The organism is Bradyrhizobium sp. CCBAU 53421, assembly GCF_015291625.1.
Taxonomy (GTDB): domain Bacteria; phylum Pseudomonadota; class Alphaproteobacteria; order Rhizobiales; family Xanthobacteraceae; genus Bradyrhizobium.
The window spans coordinates 7,582,311-7,599,726 of sequence record NZ_CP030047.1 but is presented as its reverse complement, the minus strand read 5'-3'; the positions used below and the strand labels follow the sequence as shown (position 1 = coordinate 7,599,726).

General features: G+C 58.8%; 12 protein-coding genes and 2 pseudogenes. 7 read left to right on the top strand and 7 right to left on the bottom strand.

The window, feature by feature from the left end:
- Positions 1-115: 115 nt before the first annotated feature.
- Positions 116-2,356, bottom strand: coding sequence for a tetratricopeptide repeat protein (locus XH92_RS35510; RefSeq protein ID WP_194456265.1), 2,241 nt, complete (start codon positions 2,354-2,356; stop codon positions 116-118).
- An 827-nt stretch (positions 2,357-3,183) separates the two neighbouring features.
- Between XH92_RS35510 and XH92_RS35505 the strand changes: the two genes are divergently transcribed.
- The 3 genes from XH92_RS35505 (at position 3,184) to XH92_RS35495 (ending at position 6,260) form a co-directional block, all read left to right on the top strand.
- Positions 3,184-4,809 (top strand): acyltransferase family protein, encoded by a 1,626-nt coding sequence (locus XH92_RS35505; RefSeq protein ID WP_194456264.1) that lies wholly within the window; start codon positions 3,184-3,186, stop codon positions 4,807-4,809.
- Positions 4,810-5,023: 214 nt separating this feature from the next.
- A complete protein-coding gene (locus XH92_RS35500; protein WP_210345503.1) occupies positions 5,024-5,194 on the top strand; it encodes a cold-shock protein in 171 nt (56 codons plus the stop codon).
- A gap of 652 nt (positions 5,195-5,846) precedes the next feature.
- The gene (locus tag XH92_RS35495; RefSeq protein WP_194456263.1) at positions 5,847-6,260 is read left to right on the top strand and encodes a hypothetical protein; all 414 of its coding nucleotides are present in this window, start codon (positions 5,847-5,849) and stop codon (positions 6,258-6,260) included.
- 460 nt (positions 6,261-6,720) lie between these two features.
- On the opposite strand, the gene XH92_RS43710 is transcribed toward XH92_RS35495, so the two are convergent.
- From XH92_RS43710 to XH92_RS35485, 3 genes and pseudogenes are all read right to left on the bottom strand, one after another.
- Positions 6,721-7,104 carry a nucleotidyl transferase AbiEii/AbiGii toxin family protein gene (locus XH92_RS43710; RefSeq protein ID WP_256437679.1) on the bottom strand — a complete coding sequence of 128 codons (384 nt, stop codon included), beginning with the start codon at positions 7,102-7,104 and terminating at the stop codon, positions 6,721-6,723.
- A 134-nt stretch (positions 7,105-7,238) separates the two neighbouring features.
- A pseudogene (locus XH92_RS43705) lies at positions 7,239-7,586 on the bottom strand (nucleotidyl transferase AbiEii/AbiGii toxin family protein); the annotation flags it as partial.
- Positions 7,587-7,594: 8 nt separating this feature from the next.
- Positions 7,595-8,416 carry a type IV toxin-antitoxin system AbiEi family antitoxin gene (locus tag XH92_RS35485; protein ID WP_194456262.1) on the bottom strand — a complete coding sequence of 274 codons (822 nt, stop codon included), beginning with the start codon at positions 8,414-8,416 and terminating at the stop codon, positions 7,595-7,597.
- 692 nt (positions 8,417-9,108) lie between these two features.
- Between XH92_RS35485 and XH92_RS35480 the strand changes: the two genes are divergently transcribed.
- Together XH92_RS35480 and XH92_RS35475 are read left to right on the top strand one after the other, a co-directional pair.
- Positions 9,109-11,577 carry an NEL-type E3 ubiquitin ligase domain-containing protein gene (locus XH92_RS35480; protein WP_246787888.1) on the top strand — a complete coding sequence of 823 codons (2,469 nt, stop codon included), beginning with the start codon at positions 9,109-9,111 and terminating at the stop codon, positions 11,575-11,577.
- Positions 11,578-11,734: 157 nt separating this feature from the next.
- Positions 11,735-12,796 (top strand): HNH endonuclease family protein, encoded by a 1,062-nt coding sequence (locus XH92_RS35475; protein ID WP_210345502.1) that lies wholly within the window; start codon positions 11,735-11,737, stop codon positions 12,794-12,796.
- Positions 12,797-12,823: 27 nt separating this feature from the next.
- On the opposite strand, the pseudogene XH92_RS35470 reads toward XH92_RS35475, so the two are convergent.
- The 3 genes and pseudogenes from XH92_RS35470 to XH92_RS35460 all read right to left on the bottom strand — a co-directional run bounded on the left by XH92_RS35470 (position 12,824) and on the right by XH92_RS35460 (position 15,166).
- Positions 12,824-13,734 (bottom strand): annotated as a pseudogene (locus XH92_RS35470) (nucleotidyl transferase AbiEii/AbiGii toxin family protein).
- Positions 13,724-14,563, bottom strand: a complete 840-nt coding sequence (locus XH92_RS35465; RefSeq protein ID WP_194456261.1) for a type IV toxin-antitoxin system AbiEi family antitoxin domain-containing protein — start codon at positions 14,561-14,563, stop codon at positions 13,724-13,726. Before XH92_RS35465 ends, XH92_RS35470 begins: the two are co-directional and overlap by 11 nt.
- A 54-nt stretch (positions 14,564-14,617) precedes the next feature.
- Positions 14,618-15,166 carry a hypothetical protein gene (locus tag XH92_RS35460; RefSeq protein ID WP_194456260.1) on the bottom strand — a complete coding sequence of 183 codons (549 nt, stop codon included), beginning with the start codon at positions 15,164-15,166 and terminating at the stop codon, positions 14,618-14,620.
- Between the two features lie 349 nt (positions 15,167-15,515).
- On the opposite strand from XH92_RS35460, the gene XH92_RS35455 reads away from it, so the two are divergent.
- On the top strand, positions 15,516-15,836 hold the full coding sequence (locus tag XH92_RS35455; protein ID WP_016840789.1) for a helix-turn-helix domain-containing protein: 321 nt from the start codon (positions 15,516-15,518) through the stop codon (positions 15,834-15,836).
- Entirely contained in the window at positions 15,811-17,088 is a 1,278-nt protein-coding gene (locus XH92_RS35450; RefSeq protein WP_194456259.1) for a type II toxin-antitoxin system HipA family toxin, read from the top strand. Before XH92_RS35455 ends, XH92_RS35450 begins: the two co-directional genes overlap by 26 nt.
- Positions 17,089-17,416 lie beyond the last annotated feature (328 nt).

The window sequence follows — 17,416 nt, the reverse complement described above, 5'->3', positions numbered from 1 at the left end:
CGCAACAAATTCCGCAAGACCCTGCGCAGAGCTGTTCAGGCGTAGCTACTATTACCTGCCGACCCTGCTGTACGCCGCTCGGCTTCGACGGCAAGCAATGCCATGAGCCGCAATCTCATGAGGGCTTGGCGGAAGACGTAGAAGCTCGATCCCGCCGCGAAGTCAGGTCAGCTTGCAGACTTGCCTGGATGTGCTCACGAGTGAGGTGGTAGTCTGGATCTCCCCCAATCTCGACAGCGACTGTGGCGTGGTTCAGTGATATGCCCGGCCGACCCTCGTTGAAGTACTCGATGGCGAGATTGTTGTGCGTGAGCGCATGCCGGGGATTGAGTTCAAGGGCTCGAAGATAGTGCTCGATGCTCTCGCTCGCCTTGCCAAGCTCGGAATAGGCAAGGCCGAGGTTGCTCTGTAAATCGGGGTTCTTGGGATCGATATCGGCTGCCGCTAAGTAGGACTCCAGAGCAGCTTCCGGACTATCTTGTCGCATCAAGATGTTACCCTTCTGGAAGTGAGCTCGCCATTCGTTTGGCTTGATGGCAAGCGTTCTGTCGAGATCGGCCAGGGCGCCCGCGGCATATCCCATTCTGTTGCGAAGTGCAGCCCTGTTCAGGTGCGCTTCGTAATAGGGGGGACACAGCTCAATGGCGCGCGCATATGCCTGTAGAGCCTCAGCTTCCCTTCCGGGTACTTTCGAAAGCAGGTTGCCCAGGTCATTGTGATACTCGCCGTAATAGGGATCGTAGGCAATCGCCTCACGCAGCTGCTTTTCTGCTCGAGGAAGATCGTCGACGAGTTCATAGACCTGACTCGTGTTGTAGATCAGAATCGACTGGTGAAGCTTGAAACGCTCCCCGCCATAGGCCTTAAGCATCTTGCCATGGCCTTCTGCACAAAGGGTGAGGGCTTCGTCATATTTCTCTTGCTTGGCCTTGATATAGGCATATGCGTTCTCTGCAAACACCTTGATATAATCGTACTTGTCGTGATCCTTGAAATCCCGCTCGATGGTCTCCAGATTCCGCAACGCGTACTCTTCGGCCACCGTGAGGTTGACCGGCTGCTGATAGCGTCCATACGTCATTGATTGGGCATACAGAACCGTTGGCGTGTATCGGCTCTTCGGGAATGCCTTGTAGAATTCATCGAGATATGGAACCGACACCCGGCCGCAGCCGAGCGAATACAGCACAAAGGCCGCGTTGATGAAGGCAGCGTTTACCGGAGCATCTCCCGGGCCGTAGGTGCGAAGCGAGGGATCGGCGAAAATTTCACCGAAGTAGCCAAACCAGAGATCATACAGGCCGATGCTTTGCAGGATCTGACTCGGTTCTGCAAGCAACTCCAAGCGCTTGTATTTGTCCCGTATCGATAGCGCATGAAGCATGACGAGCGGCGCCTCGCCCGCCAGATAGAGGTCGAGGCAAGCGCGGTGCGATTGCTCATGCAGATGATCTGCAGTCGTCTGATCGAAGGTTGCATAGTTTCGCTGTGCGATGAGATCAGGCGTCGAGCAGTCGGATTCAATGTACGATTTGAGAAGGCTGTGCCGTTCCCCGGTGTTGAGGCTGGCGAGATAAAGGTCCACGATCGCGACGGGGTCGAGATAGCCGATGATCGGCAATCCGCCTGCTAGGCATTTGCTTAAAGCCTCCGCAATCAGCGGATTTCCGCCACTTGCCTCATGGATCTGCCGCTGTTTCTCCGTAGTGAGATTCCGATCGAGGATTGGCCCCAGTTCCTGCAAGCTATATCTGCCGAATTGAACTTCGCTGGCGCCCTGGAAATAGAGGCGTTGTTCGTAGTCGATCAGGACAAAGCGAAACAAGCGCGCATTGTCGTCCAGCCTGACGAGCAGCTTGATCAGGTTCTTCGCCGGGGCGGACAGGGCGGCCGCCCGGTCGATGACGATGATGTGACGCTCGTTGCGCTCTTGGGCGCACCGGATCAGGAATTCGGCTAATCCAACCAGGAGCTTATTTTGGTACTCATGATGATAGAAGCGTGTGCGCTCTTCCCTACTTGAGGTATTGGTGAGATCCTTCGGCACGATAAAGGCATCGCTGACCAAGAGAGGAAACAGCCGCTTCAAGGATTGCTGTGCCGTCTCAACCAGTTTTGGCCTATTCTCATCGGCCCACCGCAGTTCGGCGTCGATCAGCTCTTGCATGCCGGCAAGATAGCCGCCGATCCGCCAGTCGCCGTCAACGACGGAAAGGTCGGAACTAGAGCTCGCGAGTGCCGATTTGATCGTCGGCACCGGTGCCATGCCAGGCTCCGTCTTCAAGATCGTGATCGGATTGATCTCGACGGATGACAATATGGCCGGAGCGATGCGCTGCTGGATCAAATCAACCATTTTACTCTCCCGAGACGTCTCACAAAGGAGGGGGGTCGCAAGGACCACCCTCCGATGCCGCTATGCTCTCATCAGCTGGATGCATTCAAGGCACCCGTCGAACCAACCCTAGAGCGTACCCGTGTACGGGGTGGTGGTGCGGATGGTGGTCTTGATCTCAGCGATCTTCTTTGTCATCACGTTTCCTTTCCTTCTCTGGCACGCCAGACCACGCGAAAGCGCGGCCAGTCGTGCGGGGAAAGAATACTTAGTTGCTGCGCCAATCCGCAGCGAGATTCCTTGACCGTCGCTATCAAAGAAATTGAAAGCGCGGCTCAAACTGGCACAAGGACCCGATCTGGCGCTTGGATTCGCCGTGCCTGGAGGTGGGCTTGGTCGTGCGTCGCCAACGCGGTTCCTTGCTCTGCTCTGAGCTGGACTTGCACCGGGCACCTTCGGCGGCCAAACCTCCGCATCGCGCAGCGATGCAAATTGGCTGCAATGGGCCGTCGTTTTCGGAAACGCTCCGGGAGAATGCACGGGCTCAGCTCTACGTCGGTGTCTGGTCAAGAAAAATGCTCAGCGCCAGAGCCGGTCGAGCGCGGAACATGAGCTTCGAATCCGGCCCCCTACCAGAAGGTAGAGTTTCAGCGTTAGCGGGCTTGCCAATAAGGTGCGGCGGTCGCTCTGATTGGGTTTGAGCTACCGAAGGAGCTTCGCTGATCGCGTGGCACGCTCGCGCGATGCGATCGGCCCTCCTTGTTTCTATGCATTCCTCTCCAGCAGACTGCGCTTGTGCCATCGATCGCCAGGTTTTGTACCCACCGCGCAAATGACGAGCGACACCGATGGCTAAGCCGATACCCGCGCTGACCGGCATCCGGTTTGTCGCGGCAGCAGCAGTGGCATTGTCTCACGGTGGAAGCCAGTTCCTGGAGGGTACCAGTCTTGCACTCGATATCAGCATCGGGACGCTGGGCCTGTTCGGAATGTCCGTCTTCTTCACGCTGAGTGGCTTTGTCATTCAATATAACTATGGCGGTTCGATTGCCGGCAGTCCACGCAAGGCGATCCCGGAATTTCTCGTGGCGCGCATAGCGCGAATCTATCCTCTGTTTGTTGTTCTCTTTCTCGTTGAACTCTTGACCGGACCGATAGTCTGGCCCTGGCTTCTCGGAACTGACGCTCCGGCCGAGGGATTTTCGTGGCACATTGTCCCGTTTCAACTCGGGATGATTCAAACCTGGTTCTTCGCAAATGTAGCCGGTGTTGCCCCCGTCTGGCAGTACGAAGAGATCGGCATCGTCTCCTGGTCAGTCAGTACCGAATGGTTCTTCTATCTGGTTTTTCCGCTCGTTTGCCCGTTACTTGCGCGGATCAGAACTGTGCCTGCGGCGATCCTGTGCGCGATTGGAGCGGTCACAATAGAGCTTGGCATCGACCTTGCGGTGCTCATGCTTCAGGACCGCATCAATCTGTTTGCGCTTCATGCCTACGGGACGGGTGCGGCTCTGCCGAACTGGAAGAACACGCTTCTCCTCTGGATCGTCTACTTTTCGCCCTTTTGCAGGATATGGGAATTCGTGCTCGGCTGTTGCTTGGCGAAGCTCCATGACGTGTGGTCGGCCCAGGATTTCAGGCCGCCTCGAGCTCTGCTCGATATCGCCGCAATTGTTGGTGTCGGCGCGATAGGCTGGGTGTTCTGGTTTACCGCCCACAAGACGCCATTTGGGGCGACCATGAGCCTGTTCGATATTGCACGCAACAATATCGCTCTGGCGGCACCGGTTGCGCTCATCCTTGTCGCGGCGGCCCAGCCCGTCAGCCGTGCAGGACGGCTGTTGTCGGCAAGGTGGCTTGTCTTCCTCGGAGAGGCCAGCTTTGCCTTTTATCTTACACACATCATCATCTACCAGCGTTTTCCGCTGGCACGTTGGGAAACCGCAGGCCAACTGCTTGGCCATCTCGGCGCGCTCGCGCTTGCTTTCACTCTGGCCACCTGCGTCGCGATCATGCTGCATTTTGGCTTGGAGATGCCGGCCCGAAGGCGAATTCGCAGCTGGCATCAGATGGCCTCGCCGGAACAGCGCAAGCGTCTGGTTCGATTTGGAAGCGTTGGCCTTGCCACTCTCGTCGGTGCGGCCGCAACGTATGCGCTGCGGGATGCGGCCGGGGATGCCGTCACGCAATCGGGTATTTCGGTCGTTTCTGCAACGTATGGCGGTAATTGCCGCTGGATCTCCGCGCGCGGCAACGCCACGAGTGCGCTTGCAGCAGCCTGTAACGGCAAGGACGCATGCACTTTCGCAAGCATGGCGCGAATAGGTGATCCTGCTCCGGGCTGTGCGAAGGAGTTTACGGCCGCCTGGGTCTGTAAAGGCGACCCGACCATTCGCTCCAGCTCGGCTGCGGATGAGCGTGCCATGATCTCCGCTCTACAACTCTCCTGTAACGCGGTCACGCGCGATGAATGAGCCGCAGTTTCAGGCATCGTGTGGATCTAAGCCCTGAAGCGAACTGGCTTCGGCATCAGGTCATGCTGCCCGCCCGTGCTGAGCGTCCGCGTGGGCTATAAGACAAATAGGTCGCGGACGTGACCTGCGCCGCTGAACCAGCGTCTCTTTGTCCACCTTGATGGCTGCGATACTCTTCGCTAGATCACAACGGTTCACTTATGGAGATGCCGCCGTGGCAATGGGTATTGTGAAGTGGTTCAATTCGACCAAAGGTTATGGCTTTATTCGGCCGGAGGACGGAAGTGCCGATGTCTTCGTGCACATCAGCGCCGTCGAAAAGGCCGGTTACACCACCCTCGAAGAGGGAGCCCGGGTAAGTTACGAGCTCAAGGCAGGCCGTTAGGGCAAAATGTCAGCCGAGGATCTAAGGGTTGGCTGATCCAGTTCGCCTCCGGAAGCGTCTGCCTGCTAGGCGGATTCTCGTACCCCCGTCTGGCGATGTCTCGTCACCGGTGCACCGGACGCTTGTCGTGCGACTGTCGTCTCCAACCAAGGCTATGCCGCAATACCGCCTGAAGGCTTGATTTAAGCCGTCGATCGCCAATGCCGGAGCAGTTCCAGATTTTTTCCCTCCTCGTGCAGGTGTGAGCGCGGGGTGAAATCGTCGGTAGCCATGATTGGTCCGAACCGTACGCTCGTGCTCGACAGGTCGAGAGGTGCATGTATCACCCGAAGTCACGATGCGCCGACCGGCGCTCACGATCGAAGAGCGATGCTGTAGCGTATGGAGGAGCTCCCACAGTGGAGTTCTGTCCGTTATGGACAATGGGCGCGCGACGCTCCGGCTGCGGGTGTGTCCTGCTACGCTGACGGACCGGCCCTCGATGAAAAGTCGTGCATTAGCTTGAGCGAGGGCGAGGTCAAATCCCAGGAGCTGGCCCCGCGGGATTAGCCAATATAGTTGAGGTTAACGGCGTCGTGCTGTTGACGATCCGCCCCTGACATTGATCCATTGCAGGGGAACTGCACACCCACAGCCATCGGAGACACGGCAAGTGTCCTTCCAGCTGACCGTCCTGAAAGTATTGGCCGGCCAGCCTGGCGGGCGAGCTTCTGTTGCCGAAGTCCGACGCGCCGTGGAGATACTGATGAACAGCGGCCGTGACTGGACCGATCGCATGAAGCGGTTGGCCGAACATGCGCCGGACCTGAATATCTTTTCGGCGAAGTTTGTCGTTCGCGATGCGTTCGGCTGGGAAATTACGGAAGACGGCCGGCAATTCCTCTCTGCGCTCGAAAGGGCCGTCGCCGATCAAAGAGAGACACCTCGATCAACGATCGCCCCCTCGCGCAGCGAAGTCGCTGCGCAAGCGGTCACAGATGCGGAAAAATCACTTACTCCCCGCAGTCGCCGTCAGAGGCCGCGGCGACGCCGCAGGAAAGGTGGATTCAATCGACGCACAGCATGAAGCGGGAGCCCGACCAGGTGCGAGGCGCGCACAGCAGCTGACCTTGGCAAAAGTGCTATCGATCTCGCGCGGCATCGATCAAAACTGCGGAAAATATCTTGCAGTGTAACCTGGGTCATATGCAGCCCCACTTCTTCACGGGTATTATCCGAAAGGCAGTTTCGGTGGGGTACTATGGACGACGAGTTTTGTAGAGAGAGGGCGCGAACCGTCCGGGAGCTTGCTGAGCAAGCTGACCCGTTCATCAAAAAGCGCTTGTTGCAGTTGGCCGCCAATTACGAACGGCGCGTTGGTCAGCCAGAAACCGAGATCGCGCTGACCTGCTGGCATGTAGGGCGCCTATCCAGAGCGGCTTAACGCACAACTGCTGAAACGCCTTCGAGCCTAACGAATGAAGTTCGTATGTGGCCGGAGCAGCAAAGGCGGTCGGTGCACTGGGACGCTGGGACGAGTCATAGGGTCAGGTGCTGGCCAGCTCAGGCATTTCGAACTTCTTCGCCATGGCGGACGTCTCCGCCCAGGCGTGGCCGGGGATACGTTTTACAAACTCCGTAAAGACCGTAACGAACGCGGCGCGCTCGGCTTCGGCATCAAAATCCTCGGCGTCGTCCGCGGTAAGTAGCGGACGCACGTCGGCCAAAAACGATGGATCTTCCAGCTTCGCCCACATGCGTTCCTCGGCCTCGGCGCGAGAAATAGCTTGGCCGGAAGCACCTAGATATTTGCCGAACAGCTCCACGATGCGTGCGGAGCCCAGTCCGTCGAACAACGCAACAGCTTTGGCAAGGTCGACGAGGTCCCGGCCCTTGTCACGTTGGAGAAGCGCGCGGAGCTTCGTTGCCAGGATTTCCTCCCGGCTGAATGATGCAATGTCCGCCTTGTCATTGAACCAGGGATTCTTGACCTCGAACGGAAACGACTTTGCCCGTCATAAGCGATGCGCTCTCGTGTGGCGATCTCGACTTTGACGCGGATCGGCTGAGAGGCGTTTTCATCTTCGGGCTTGATAGTGAAAGTAAGCCGAGGCCCTATCTCTCCGAGGTCGTAATGCGCCCGCCCCATCCATGGCTCCAGGACAGCCCGGAGATGGTCCAGAATTGGGCCCACGGGGCCTTCCGTCGTGCGCGTGAGATCTATGTCTTCCGAGTACCGATAGGCGCTTGGGAAGTGCAGCTTGTTTAGAGCGGTGCCTCCGCGGAACCGCAGCTCTTTCTTCAGATAATCATCCTTGAAGATTTCAACGAGTGCCCTGGATATGATGAGGTCTTGCTCGACCTGTCGATCTTCGGGCCATGGAGCTTTTTGACTCCATGCAATGATGTTCATGGCTGGAATCATTGATCGAGCTCCGGACGGCGATGGACCAGCACGTTCCAGCGTGTGTCACGTTCCGGCGGCTTGCGGGTCTTGCTACTACGCTTGGAAGGATCGAGTTCGACCCAGGGCAGCAGTTTTTCGTTTTGCAGGTAGGCGTGAAGTGACTCAGCTGCCTGGCTGTGTTTGACGTAGTCGAGCAGGTATCCGAGGCGCTGGATAACGGACCGCTCAAAGGCGGGTGCCAATTTCTGGAGTTCGTGCGCCTTCATTTTAGCCCCGAGATCAGAAAGGACAGTGGCAATGCTGTCTATCGTTCCGGTCACATGCATATAGCGCAGCAGGTCGAGCCCAGTGAGTTCGGGCGACGATAGCTTGAAGCGGCCAGTATCGGTCTTGTGGTCAACGATCGCTCCCGAAAGAGCGCCTATTTCTTTTCGATAGAAGAAGGAAAGGATCGAGCGGCCGGCGCGGATTTTGGGCATCCGTTTGTCGGTTACGATTTGGAATTGCATGACCGCCTGGTGGGACGCGCCGTGTATCTCAGCCGCCTTGAGCAATCCGACATAATATGGGTGCCCCTCGTGTTCCATAAGATCGTCGATATACCACTGCGGCGGTGGAGCACCGCGCACCAGGTACTGTGGAGGGACGACGACGTAAAAGCCGTGCCGCGGATTAAGAAGCTGCCCTTTCTTCTGCAGGCGTTTGGCGGCGGCCAGGAAGCCCCGCGAAGTTACCTCCAGTTCGGCGATCGCTTCGTCCCGCGTAAACGAGATCCGTCCACCGGCGAGCAGATCCGTTAGATAGGAAGCGAGAGTTCGGCGTCCTCGAAGCATCATGTATAAATATACCCAGAACGTAGGTATTTTTCAACACAAAGCTATGTTATAAAATCCATAGAAAGTGGTGTTTTTCATACATGGGACTGTACCGATTCCGGTGCCTTACAGTCGTTCCTTCGCAGGACCAAGCCTGTCCCGGCCCAACAAAAATCTCCCGGAAGGCCTGTTATCCGCGTGCCCCGAGTTGGGGCCACCGGGAGACCGCAACGAGAATTATAACTGGTGACTTCGTTACAGTGCACGCTTAGATTGAGAAGGAAAATATTAGTTTCGGAAACGATTTGGAATGCCGCTTTCGCTAAAGCCGTCCAGTGCTACCGAATGCAATTTTTCTGAATGGTCGATTAACAAGAAAAGCCGTGCCAAGCTGTTGAAGCTATCGCCTACCCGTATTTGCGACAAGAAGAAAACGCTCAGCGCGTGATCAATGCCTTGTAGCCGCGCCGACGGGCTTCAAAAGGCAAGCGCGGACGTTCTTGAGAGAGCCTCAGAAATCTGTTTCTCGAAGTTCCGACATGGTCCGGCATCGGCATGTTGAACTCCAGCGCGGGCAATCAAGCGCTAAGCGTCCCGCAGGACAGTTACGCTCATTCTGATTTCTCGTCAGCTTCTCGAAAGCCAAGCCTTGTAGCGATAACGTGTTTATCCAGCTCCGGCATTAGCTAATCGTATCTGTCAAAGGAGATGGGATGGATCCGTTCAACAAGCTCAACCCTTTCGAGGCCCCAGATGTCGATCGGGCGTACTATCATGGGCTGGAAGAGCAGCAGGCGGACGAAGCGGGGTTTCCGCAGCACCTGAACGAGTTGCATCCGCACGTGCGCCCGCCCTCCAGTTCAAATAGGCTCGGCGACGCGGACGTTGTGTCGAACAGAGATGCGGATCCTTTGGGAACGCCGCATGAGGGTCGCGTCGGACAGGGCACCTCGCGGTTGCCATCGGATCCGCCAGCCTTCTCTGGACAAGGGATCCATCAACATGTGCTTTTTACGGCCGCGGATCGCGGTGGCCAGTTGCCAGCCGGCAGTTTCAGTTTGCCGGATTATTGGCACTGCATGGATGCGGCTGCCGATTGGCCGACGCATAGTGCCGGTCAGGAGGAGCATTCGTGGGCGGAGGCCAGTGACGTGGCGCCGGAGTGGGCAACGACCCCAGCAAATCCTTGGCAGCAAAATCTCGGGGCAGCAATTCTCGGCCGACGGCCCCTGCGAGGTGATGGCAACACCTCAACAGGAGGCGGCCGGCTCACCCCGGCCGCCGCGCAGTGGACCGAAGCATTGCATGACACACGGGCCTCTGGCCCTGCAGGCGGTGCGGCGGACTTCGAAGGCTCCGTCCTCAGGGAATCGCGGCTCGACCAGATCTTGGACAAATGGGCCTGCGATGAGCGGCAGGCGGAAGGCGAGGATCGGCAAGAGGCGGTAAGACGAATAATAGCCTGGGGCGAAACTGGCGACGTCTATGCAGGGCTGGAGCTGCAATACTTAGGCCTGACGACATTGCCCGACACCCTTCCGCCTGGGCTCCAATCGCTCAACGTGAGCGACAACGAGCTGGTGCACTTGCCTGACACTCTCCCGTCTGGACTTCGGACGCTCGGCGCCAGCAACAACCGATTGACTCGCCTGCCCGACGCCCTCCCGACGGGACTCCAGTCACTCGTCATCGGCAGCAACCAACTGACCGGGCTGCCCGACACCCTCCCGGAGGGGCTTTCGACACTCGCCGTCAGCAGCAACCGGCTGACCAGCCTGCCCGACACCCTGCCGGTCGGGCTCCAGGACCTCGATGTCCGCGGCAACCTGCTGACCAGCCTGCCCGACGCCCTCCCGAGCGGACTTCAGTTGCTTGCCGTCGGCGGCAACCGGCTGACCAGCCTGCCTGATACCCTCCCGCCCGACCTCCAAGAGCTCGAAGCCGATGGCAACAGGCTGACCAGCCTGCCCGATGCTCTCCCCGCCGAGCTCCAGTTGCTCTTCGCCCGCGATAACCACCTGAATAGTCTGCCCGAGACACTCCCGCCCGAGCTCCAGAGACTCCACGTCAGCGGCAACAGGCTGACGAGCCTGGCCGAGACCCTCCCGGCCGAGCTCCAGGTGCTTGAGGCACGCGACAACCGGTTGATCGGCTTGCCGGAGACCCTACTAACCCAGCTAGGTTCTGGGTGCATGGTTTATGTGGATGACAATCCGCTGCCCGAGCAGGTGCGGACGAATTTGGCGGGAGCTCTGAATGCCCCGAACTATGCTGGCCCGCGGGTCTTCTTCTCGATGGGCGGGGGAACGGCGGTGGATCAGGAACGGCCACTAGCCGAGGCGGTAGCGGACTGGTTGAAGGGCGAGCCGGAGGCGATCGCCGCCTGGCAGAACTTCGCCGACGAGGCGGGTGCCCCGGCATACGCGCTCTTCCTCGACAAGCTGCAGAAGACTGTGAATTATGATAATCCCGAGTTCAGACAGGCGGTGGCCGAGGACCTGCGGCAGGCAGCGACCAGGCCGCCATTGCGCCAGCAGTTTTTTCAGCTGGCTTTCGGGGCGAGCGAGACCTGCCAGGATCGCATCACCCTGACCTGGAACGGCATGCAGACCGCACGTCTGAAGGCTGATGTCGAGGATGGGGCCTATGACGATCGGCTCGGTGAACTCATCCAGCAGGCGCGGGTCCTGTTCCGCCTGAACGCGCTCGATCCGATCGCCCGTCAGAAGGTCAACTCACTCCGGTTCGTCGACGAGATCGAGGTCTATCTCGCCTATCAGGTCAAGCTACGTGATCGGCTGGACCTGCAGCTCATCGCGCCGGACATGCGGTTCTATGAAGTCTCCTACGTCACTGAGCACGATCTCACCGCAGCCGAGACGCAGGTGCGCAATCAAGAGGAGGCGGGGTTCGCCGACTATCTGGCAACTCACTGGCAACCTTGGGAGACGGTGGTGAGCCGGATCGCCCCCGAAGCCCATGCACAGATGCAGGTCCGGCTCAGGGAGGCGATGGACGAGGAGTTTCCGAGCCGCCTTGAGCAACGGCTCGCAGATCATCACCTAACCGGAGACAGCGAGGCCGAGGTGCACTTCGGAGCCCAGATCCGCGAGGAGATCGCCCGCGAAATTAAGGGCGCGCTGATGCGCCAGGTGCTTGGGGACCGCGGGCTTGAACTGTGAGCGGCCATCCGATTGCGAGGGGCGTCGATCTTGTTTCCACCCGCCTCTCGCTAGGTCATGTTGTTTTCGGATGCCGTCGCACCGACGGCGCGGCTCCCGAGAGAGACAGTGTGGTTTCACACACCTTAAGGACGAGTGGAAGAAGATCACGGGGCCATTGGAGCGCAACAAGGAAAAGCCGCTGCGCTTCCTGCGCTATTTCATCATGGCGAATTACAAGGTGAAGAACGAGCGCCGGGACGGTGTGGTGCGCGAAGACGAGATTTACCACTGGCTGATCGACAAAGACAATGCCGAGCTGTGCGGCTACCGCAGCGATTCGTTCGGCTTCGTCCGTAAGATCATTCGCAGCGTCGAGCGCTACATTGGCTTCACCGAAGGCCGTGGTAATGACGGCGCGTCAGCACCGCCATGGACACGCTTCAGCAGCTTTGCGGCGCGGCATTCAGCTTGCACTATGTGCTGCTGGCAGCCGCGAACTTTCCCAAAGCGCTGTTCGATCACTTCGTGCGGCAGCTTGAAAGTTTCCTATTCTATTACATCTTCACCAAGACTCCGACAAAGGATCTTGAGCGCAATTTCTCGATATAGGCGGACGAACTGCGCGAGATCGCGGAAATCGCCGATGCGAAGGCGCAAAAAGCCAAGCTCAACGAGTTCGTGGCAGAACGGCTACAAAAGAACATGGTCGGTAAGGATCCCGAGCTGGGCGATACGCTCAAACGATACACACTTGGTTCGATGCAGCAGTACCGCACGCTATTTGCTGGCCAAGCTGGCGCAGCATGTTGAAATTGCCTTCAAGGGCATGAGGGGGCCCGGCGGCCTTGGCGAATTCACCGCGCTCGAGATCGAGCACATTCTGCCCGACACGCCGGAGGCCGATCTCCGCCCGTCCTTCACCGCCGCCAATCCCGGTAAGCGCTACGATGACTACAAAGTAGAGTTTGGGAACGTGACGCTCCTGGAAAAGCCGATCAACATCGTGGCGAGCAACGGATTCTTCGAGAAGCAGCCCGAATACGCGAAGTCGGGTCATTATCTCACGCGCAGCATCGTGGCCTTGAGCCCGGTCGGGAGGAATTCGTCGATCACGCGCATCAACGAAAAGTTGCAAGCCTTTGAGAACTGGTCGGCGAACGATATCGAACAACGGCAGGACATGCTGATCGCGCTTGGCAAAGACGTATGGCGCACGTCGCCGATCGACGTCAGCTAAAAAGCGTCAGGGGCGGCTGCGAGCCGCCTAGACGCCGAGCGCTTTCTTCAGTGCGGCCGTCAGCGCCGCGCGTTTTTCTTTGGGCAGCTTGTCGAGATTGAGCTGGCGCCATTTGACGGCCGGAAGATCGGGCACCCCGGGCAGCCCCAGCAGATCCCACTCCGGCGCGCCTTGTTCGAAGCTGACCAGAAATTTCCGGTGCGCGTCCGGCATGTCGGCCACGATCGCCTTGATCATCTCCTCACGCGTTGCTTCCAGTTCGGTAAGCGGGACGGGCTCTTCTGTCATCCCGACGAAACCGTGTTCATAATCCTCCTTCATAGCTCGGCGCGGCGGATCGAGGACTTCCGCCATCGGCCTGTGGTGGCTGAGCATGTACACGACGAAGGCCTTTCGCAGATCGTCGGTGATGCCCTCGTTGGCGAGCAAATCACGCAGGTCGAAAAGTCGCGCGGATGCTGGCGGTCCAGCGCGGCGACCAGCTTTCCAGCATAGAGGTCCGCGTGCGAGACAACCTGGATCTCGGCGAAGCCGAATTCGTCCTCGACGGTATCGGTCACGGATTGCTTTTTGGCGGGATAGACGCAGCCGCGAAGGACCGGCGTCACCTCGATTTTGACGGTTGCGGCGCCGAGCTGGACGAATAGCTTGTTGACGCGCCCTTCGGTCAATCCCTCTGTGACTTGGCACCCGCCGATTTGTGCCTTGATGCGGCCGGCGATGCGCGTGAGCGCGGTCTCGATCTCCTTGAGCGATTGGTCGCGCGGCTGCACCGGCAGATAGGTGAGGTCGATATCGACCGACAGGCGGGGCAGGTCGCGAACGAAGAGATTGATCGCGGTCCCGCCCTTGAGCGCAAAGCAGTCTTCCTGCGCGACCAGGGGGACGACGCGGATCAGCAGGGTAACCTGTCTGCGGTATTGGTCGCTAAACGGCATCGAGCCCTTTCGGCACGGTGATTTGATAGGTACGGTCGAGCACGCCGCCTTTGACCAGCATGCGCTTGCCGCTTCCGAGATCGACGTGATCCTTATTTATCTTGTTTTTCCAGGCATGCGAATGGCGATCGGCAAAGAAGAAGAGCAGCCGCTTGGCTTTCACGCTTTGGCAGGCTTGTAACAATGTCTGCATGCGCCTGGGGCTTAGGGTCGAAAGGCTCTCGACCAGTTTGTCCACGGTCTCGAAGCTCTCGTGATCGGGAAGCTCGTCGAGTACTTCGAGCAGCGCCCGCTCCGGCGATGAAACCACCAGCGGCCAGCGCCATTGCCCCCATGACTGGATGACGAAGCCCTTTTCGGCCGCTTCCTTCTCGGCCGCGGCGTTGGCGCGGTCGAGATCGCCTTTGGGCGGCAGGCCCGCTTCCGGCGAGAAGAGCGCAGCGCTGTTGTGGAAGACGAAACGGATGGAGAGGGGAAGCTTCGAGAGCCAACCGGGCGGCGCGGAAGGTCCGTAGAGATGAACTTGCTGCGTGGCGCGAGGCAGGTAATGCTCGTAGCCTTGAAGCGCGAGCGCTGTTCGGCCGCCGATGGCCAGCGGCGTGCGGTAAAGAAGCGTCTGAAGGGATATGACGGCCTGCTCCCAGCTTAGGGCGCCGCGCGGCTTTCGGTACACGCGGCCGGCCGGTCGTTCGAGGTAGCCGGCCGCGACATACTTGCTGACGAGGCTGGTGGCGTAGCCGTGCTTGCTCAGCCAGGCAGCGTCAACGAGCAGCCCCTCCGGAAGATCCCTGCGGAGCTGGTTTAGTTTTCCTGGCAATTGCGTCGTCATGCTACGCAAAATAGCATGCCTTCAAACCAAGCGCTAGTTTAAGTTTTGCTCGATTTAAGTAGCAGTAGTACGTAAAATTGACACCTTGTAAACCGATCGTCGGCCCGCCCGCTGGAGACAGAAAATTAGGCTACGGTCTAAGGCCGCGCGCCTTCGCCACACAGGGCGGCGACCTTCGAGCGCACACAGCGCTTCGCCGCAGAACTTCAGGCCCGCCTGGGACCGCAAGCGCGGCATCGCGAACACGAGACCGAGCTGCACGTTGTAGCGGTTCCATTGCTGGCCGCCGGGATGCAAGATGCCGTCTAGAATACGCGCGTCATCGATGCGCCCGGCCGCCGCGAGATATTCGAGCGCGCGCACCGCATTCGGCCCGAACGGCACAAGCCAAGCCTTGGACAGCACGGCGAGTTCATCCGCTAGGGTCTCCTCGATCACGCGGCTGTCTCCGGCATAGTTACCGAACCTCTTCAGGACCGGATAGCGCAGGACGGACGTGTAATGCGCGCGGTGCGCGGCGGATCCGAAGAGATCAAGCGTGGACGTAAGTCCGAAAAGCCGATGCAAGCCGAAGTGGTCCATCAACCACGCGTCGAGGCGCATGCCCCCCTTGAACGAGGCCGCATTCTTGGCGCGCTGCGCCGCCTCATCGAGCGAGGCGCGCCGGTAAGCGCCATGTGGAAGCTGAGTAGGGCTTCCAGAGCCTGCTGCTTGCCGGGCGTGACGCCGATGATGACGATGTCGGCCTTGATGGAATCCATGCGCACGCGGTAGTTCGCCCCGCGCTGGTCCAGATTGCCTTAGGCATTGGAACCGCCCCTGGCCAGTAAGATACGTTCGCGGATCATTTTATTAGCCAATGATACGTAAACGGATCTATGGGCCTTGGCAGAAGCGATAAGCAATGGTATGTTCGCGCATCATTTAGAAGAAAAAGATACGTAAACGGATCATGGAGCGGAACTCAGAAGCAACCCAACAGCTAGGACGCCTCCTCCGGGATGCAAGAAAGCAAGCGGGCCTGACTCAAGAGCAGGTGGCCGAACGCGCGGGCATTTCCCGGCCGCGTTACCGCGATATCGAGCAGGGCAACGCCGCCGCGCGGGCGACAACGCTGATTAACGTCGCGCGCGCTCTCGGCATGGAGCTAATGCTGATCCCACAGGCCATGGTAGCCGGCGTCAACGCACTCCTTCGGCCCTCCGAAGGCGAGGATCGACCAGCGTTCACCACCGATATGGATGATGATGAGCACCCGGGTCCGCGCCCCTAATACCGTTCAGTCGCTGGAGGTGTTCCTTCAAGACCTCAGGGTCGGAACGCTCGTGCGTACGCCAGGCGATTTCAACGCCTTCAGCCTTGATCCGGCCTATCGCGCCATGTCGCGGCCCCCGATATTGAGCCTCTCGTTCCGCTCCGCCGATGGTGGGCTTCGCAAGGATCCGAAGCCCGCGGCACACGTGCTGCCCGCGTTCTTCGCGAATCTGTTGCCCGAGGACAAGCTTCGCGAGGCGATGGAAAAGCACCACGCCGGAGCAGTGAGGCAAGGAAACGATTTCGACCTCCTGGCGGCGCTTGGCGAAGATCTGCCAGGTGCAGTGCGCGTGGTGCCAAGCGACGGCAGCACCGTGATAGCCATTCAAGATAATCCTCGTGACATCAAAGCGCGGTTTTCCTTGGCGGGAGTTCAGATGAAGCTCTCCGTGATGAAAAATACGGGAAAGGGTGTCGGACTGACTTTGCCCAGCGGCGACGAGCAAGGTAAGTACATCGCAAAATTCCCCTCGGCCAATCTTGTCGGATTGTCGGAAAACGAGTTCGCCGTTCTGGCGCTGTCCGAAATCCTGGGAATGGATGTGCCGGAACGCGAGCTTGTCGAAAAATCGGATTTCGAAGGAATTCCCGAAGAATTCAACACATTGTCGACCGGCAAGGTCTTGCTAGTGAAGCGTTTCGACCGTGGACCCAAAGGTACCCGAATTCACATCGAAGATTTCGCTCAGATCTTTGGCCGCCAGCCATCTAAAAAGTACGATGACGCATCATACCACGACATAGCCTCCGCGCTGAACGTAGCGGTTTCGACCGACGCCGCGCTCGAATTCGTTCGTCGACTGGCACTTGCCGCGCTCGTGGGCAACGGCGACATGCACTTGAAGAATTGGTCGACAATATACCCAGGTGAGGGGTGCACTCCGGCCATCGCCCCCATGTACGACGTCCTATCGACCACCGCTTATTTTCCGAAGGACGATATGGCACTCTCTTTGGGAGGAGAGAAATCCTTCAAAGCGCTTACTCCGGACCGCTGGCGAAAGTTCGCCAACCGCGCGCGGCTACCCGAACCGGCGGTCATCTCGGCTGTCGTGGAGGTTGTATCGTTGGTGAACGACCATTGGTGGCAGCTCCCCGAACGGGATGTCGTGCCGGCCGCTGTTCTCAGTAAGATCGATGCCAAGATCGAGGAGATGAGCCCGGTTCTGGATCCCGGCTACGTTCCGAAGTCGTCCCTGGCTACCCCCTGAGCTTTTGCCGCGGTGATCGGAGGTCCACTCCTGCCAGAACTTCATGAGCTGGAGATTACGATGTGGATGTCATCGAGGTGGTCGGTCACACCGACGAGCAGCCGCTCGGTCCGCGCCAGTCCAATCTCGATTGAAATCTGGCTTCCGTCCTAAGAAGTTCAACAAATGTGGCTAGCCTCGTTCCAGCAGTAATGCCGGGTTGGGATTGGCTCGTGCGGTGTCAGTTGTGAGCGTGCTGAGGCAAAGTCCGCTTGTACAAGCTAATCCTTCACGGCCTGCCTAAATCGGTCATGATCCTCCTGTGTTTGGACGTTTCCCGTTCGGGACC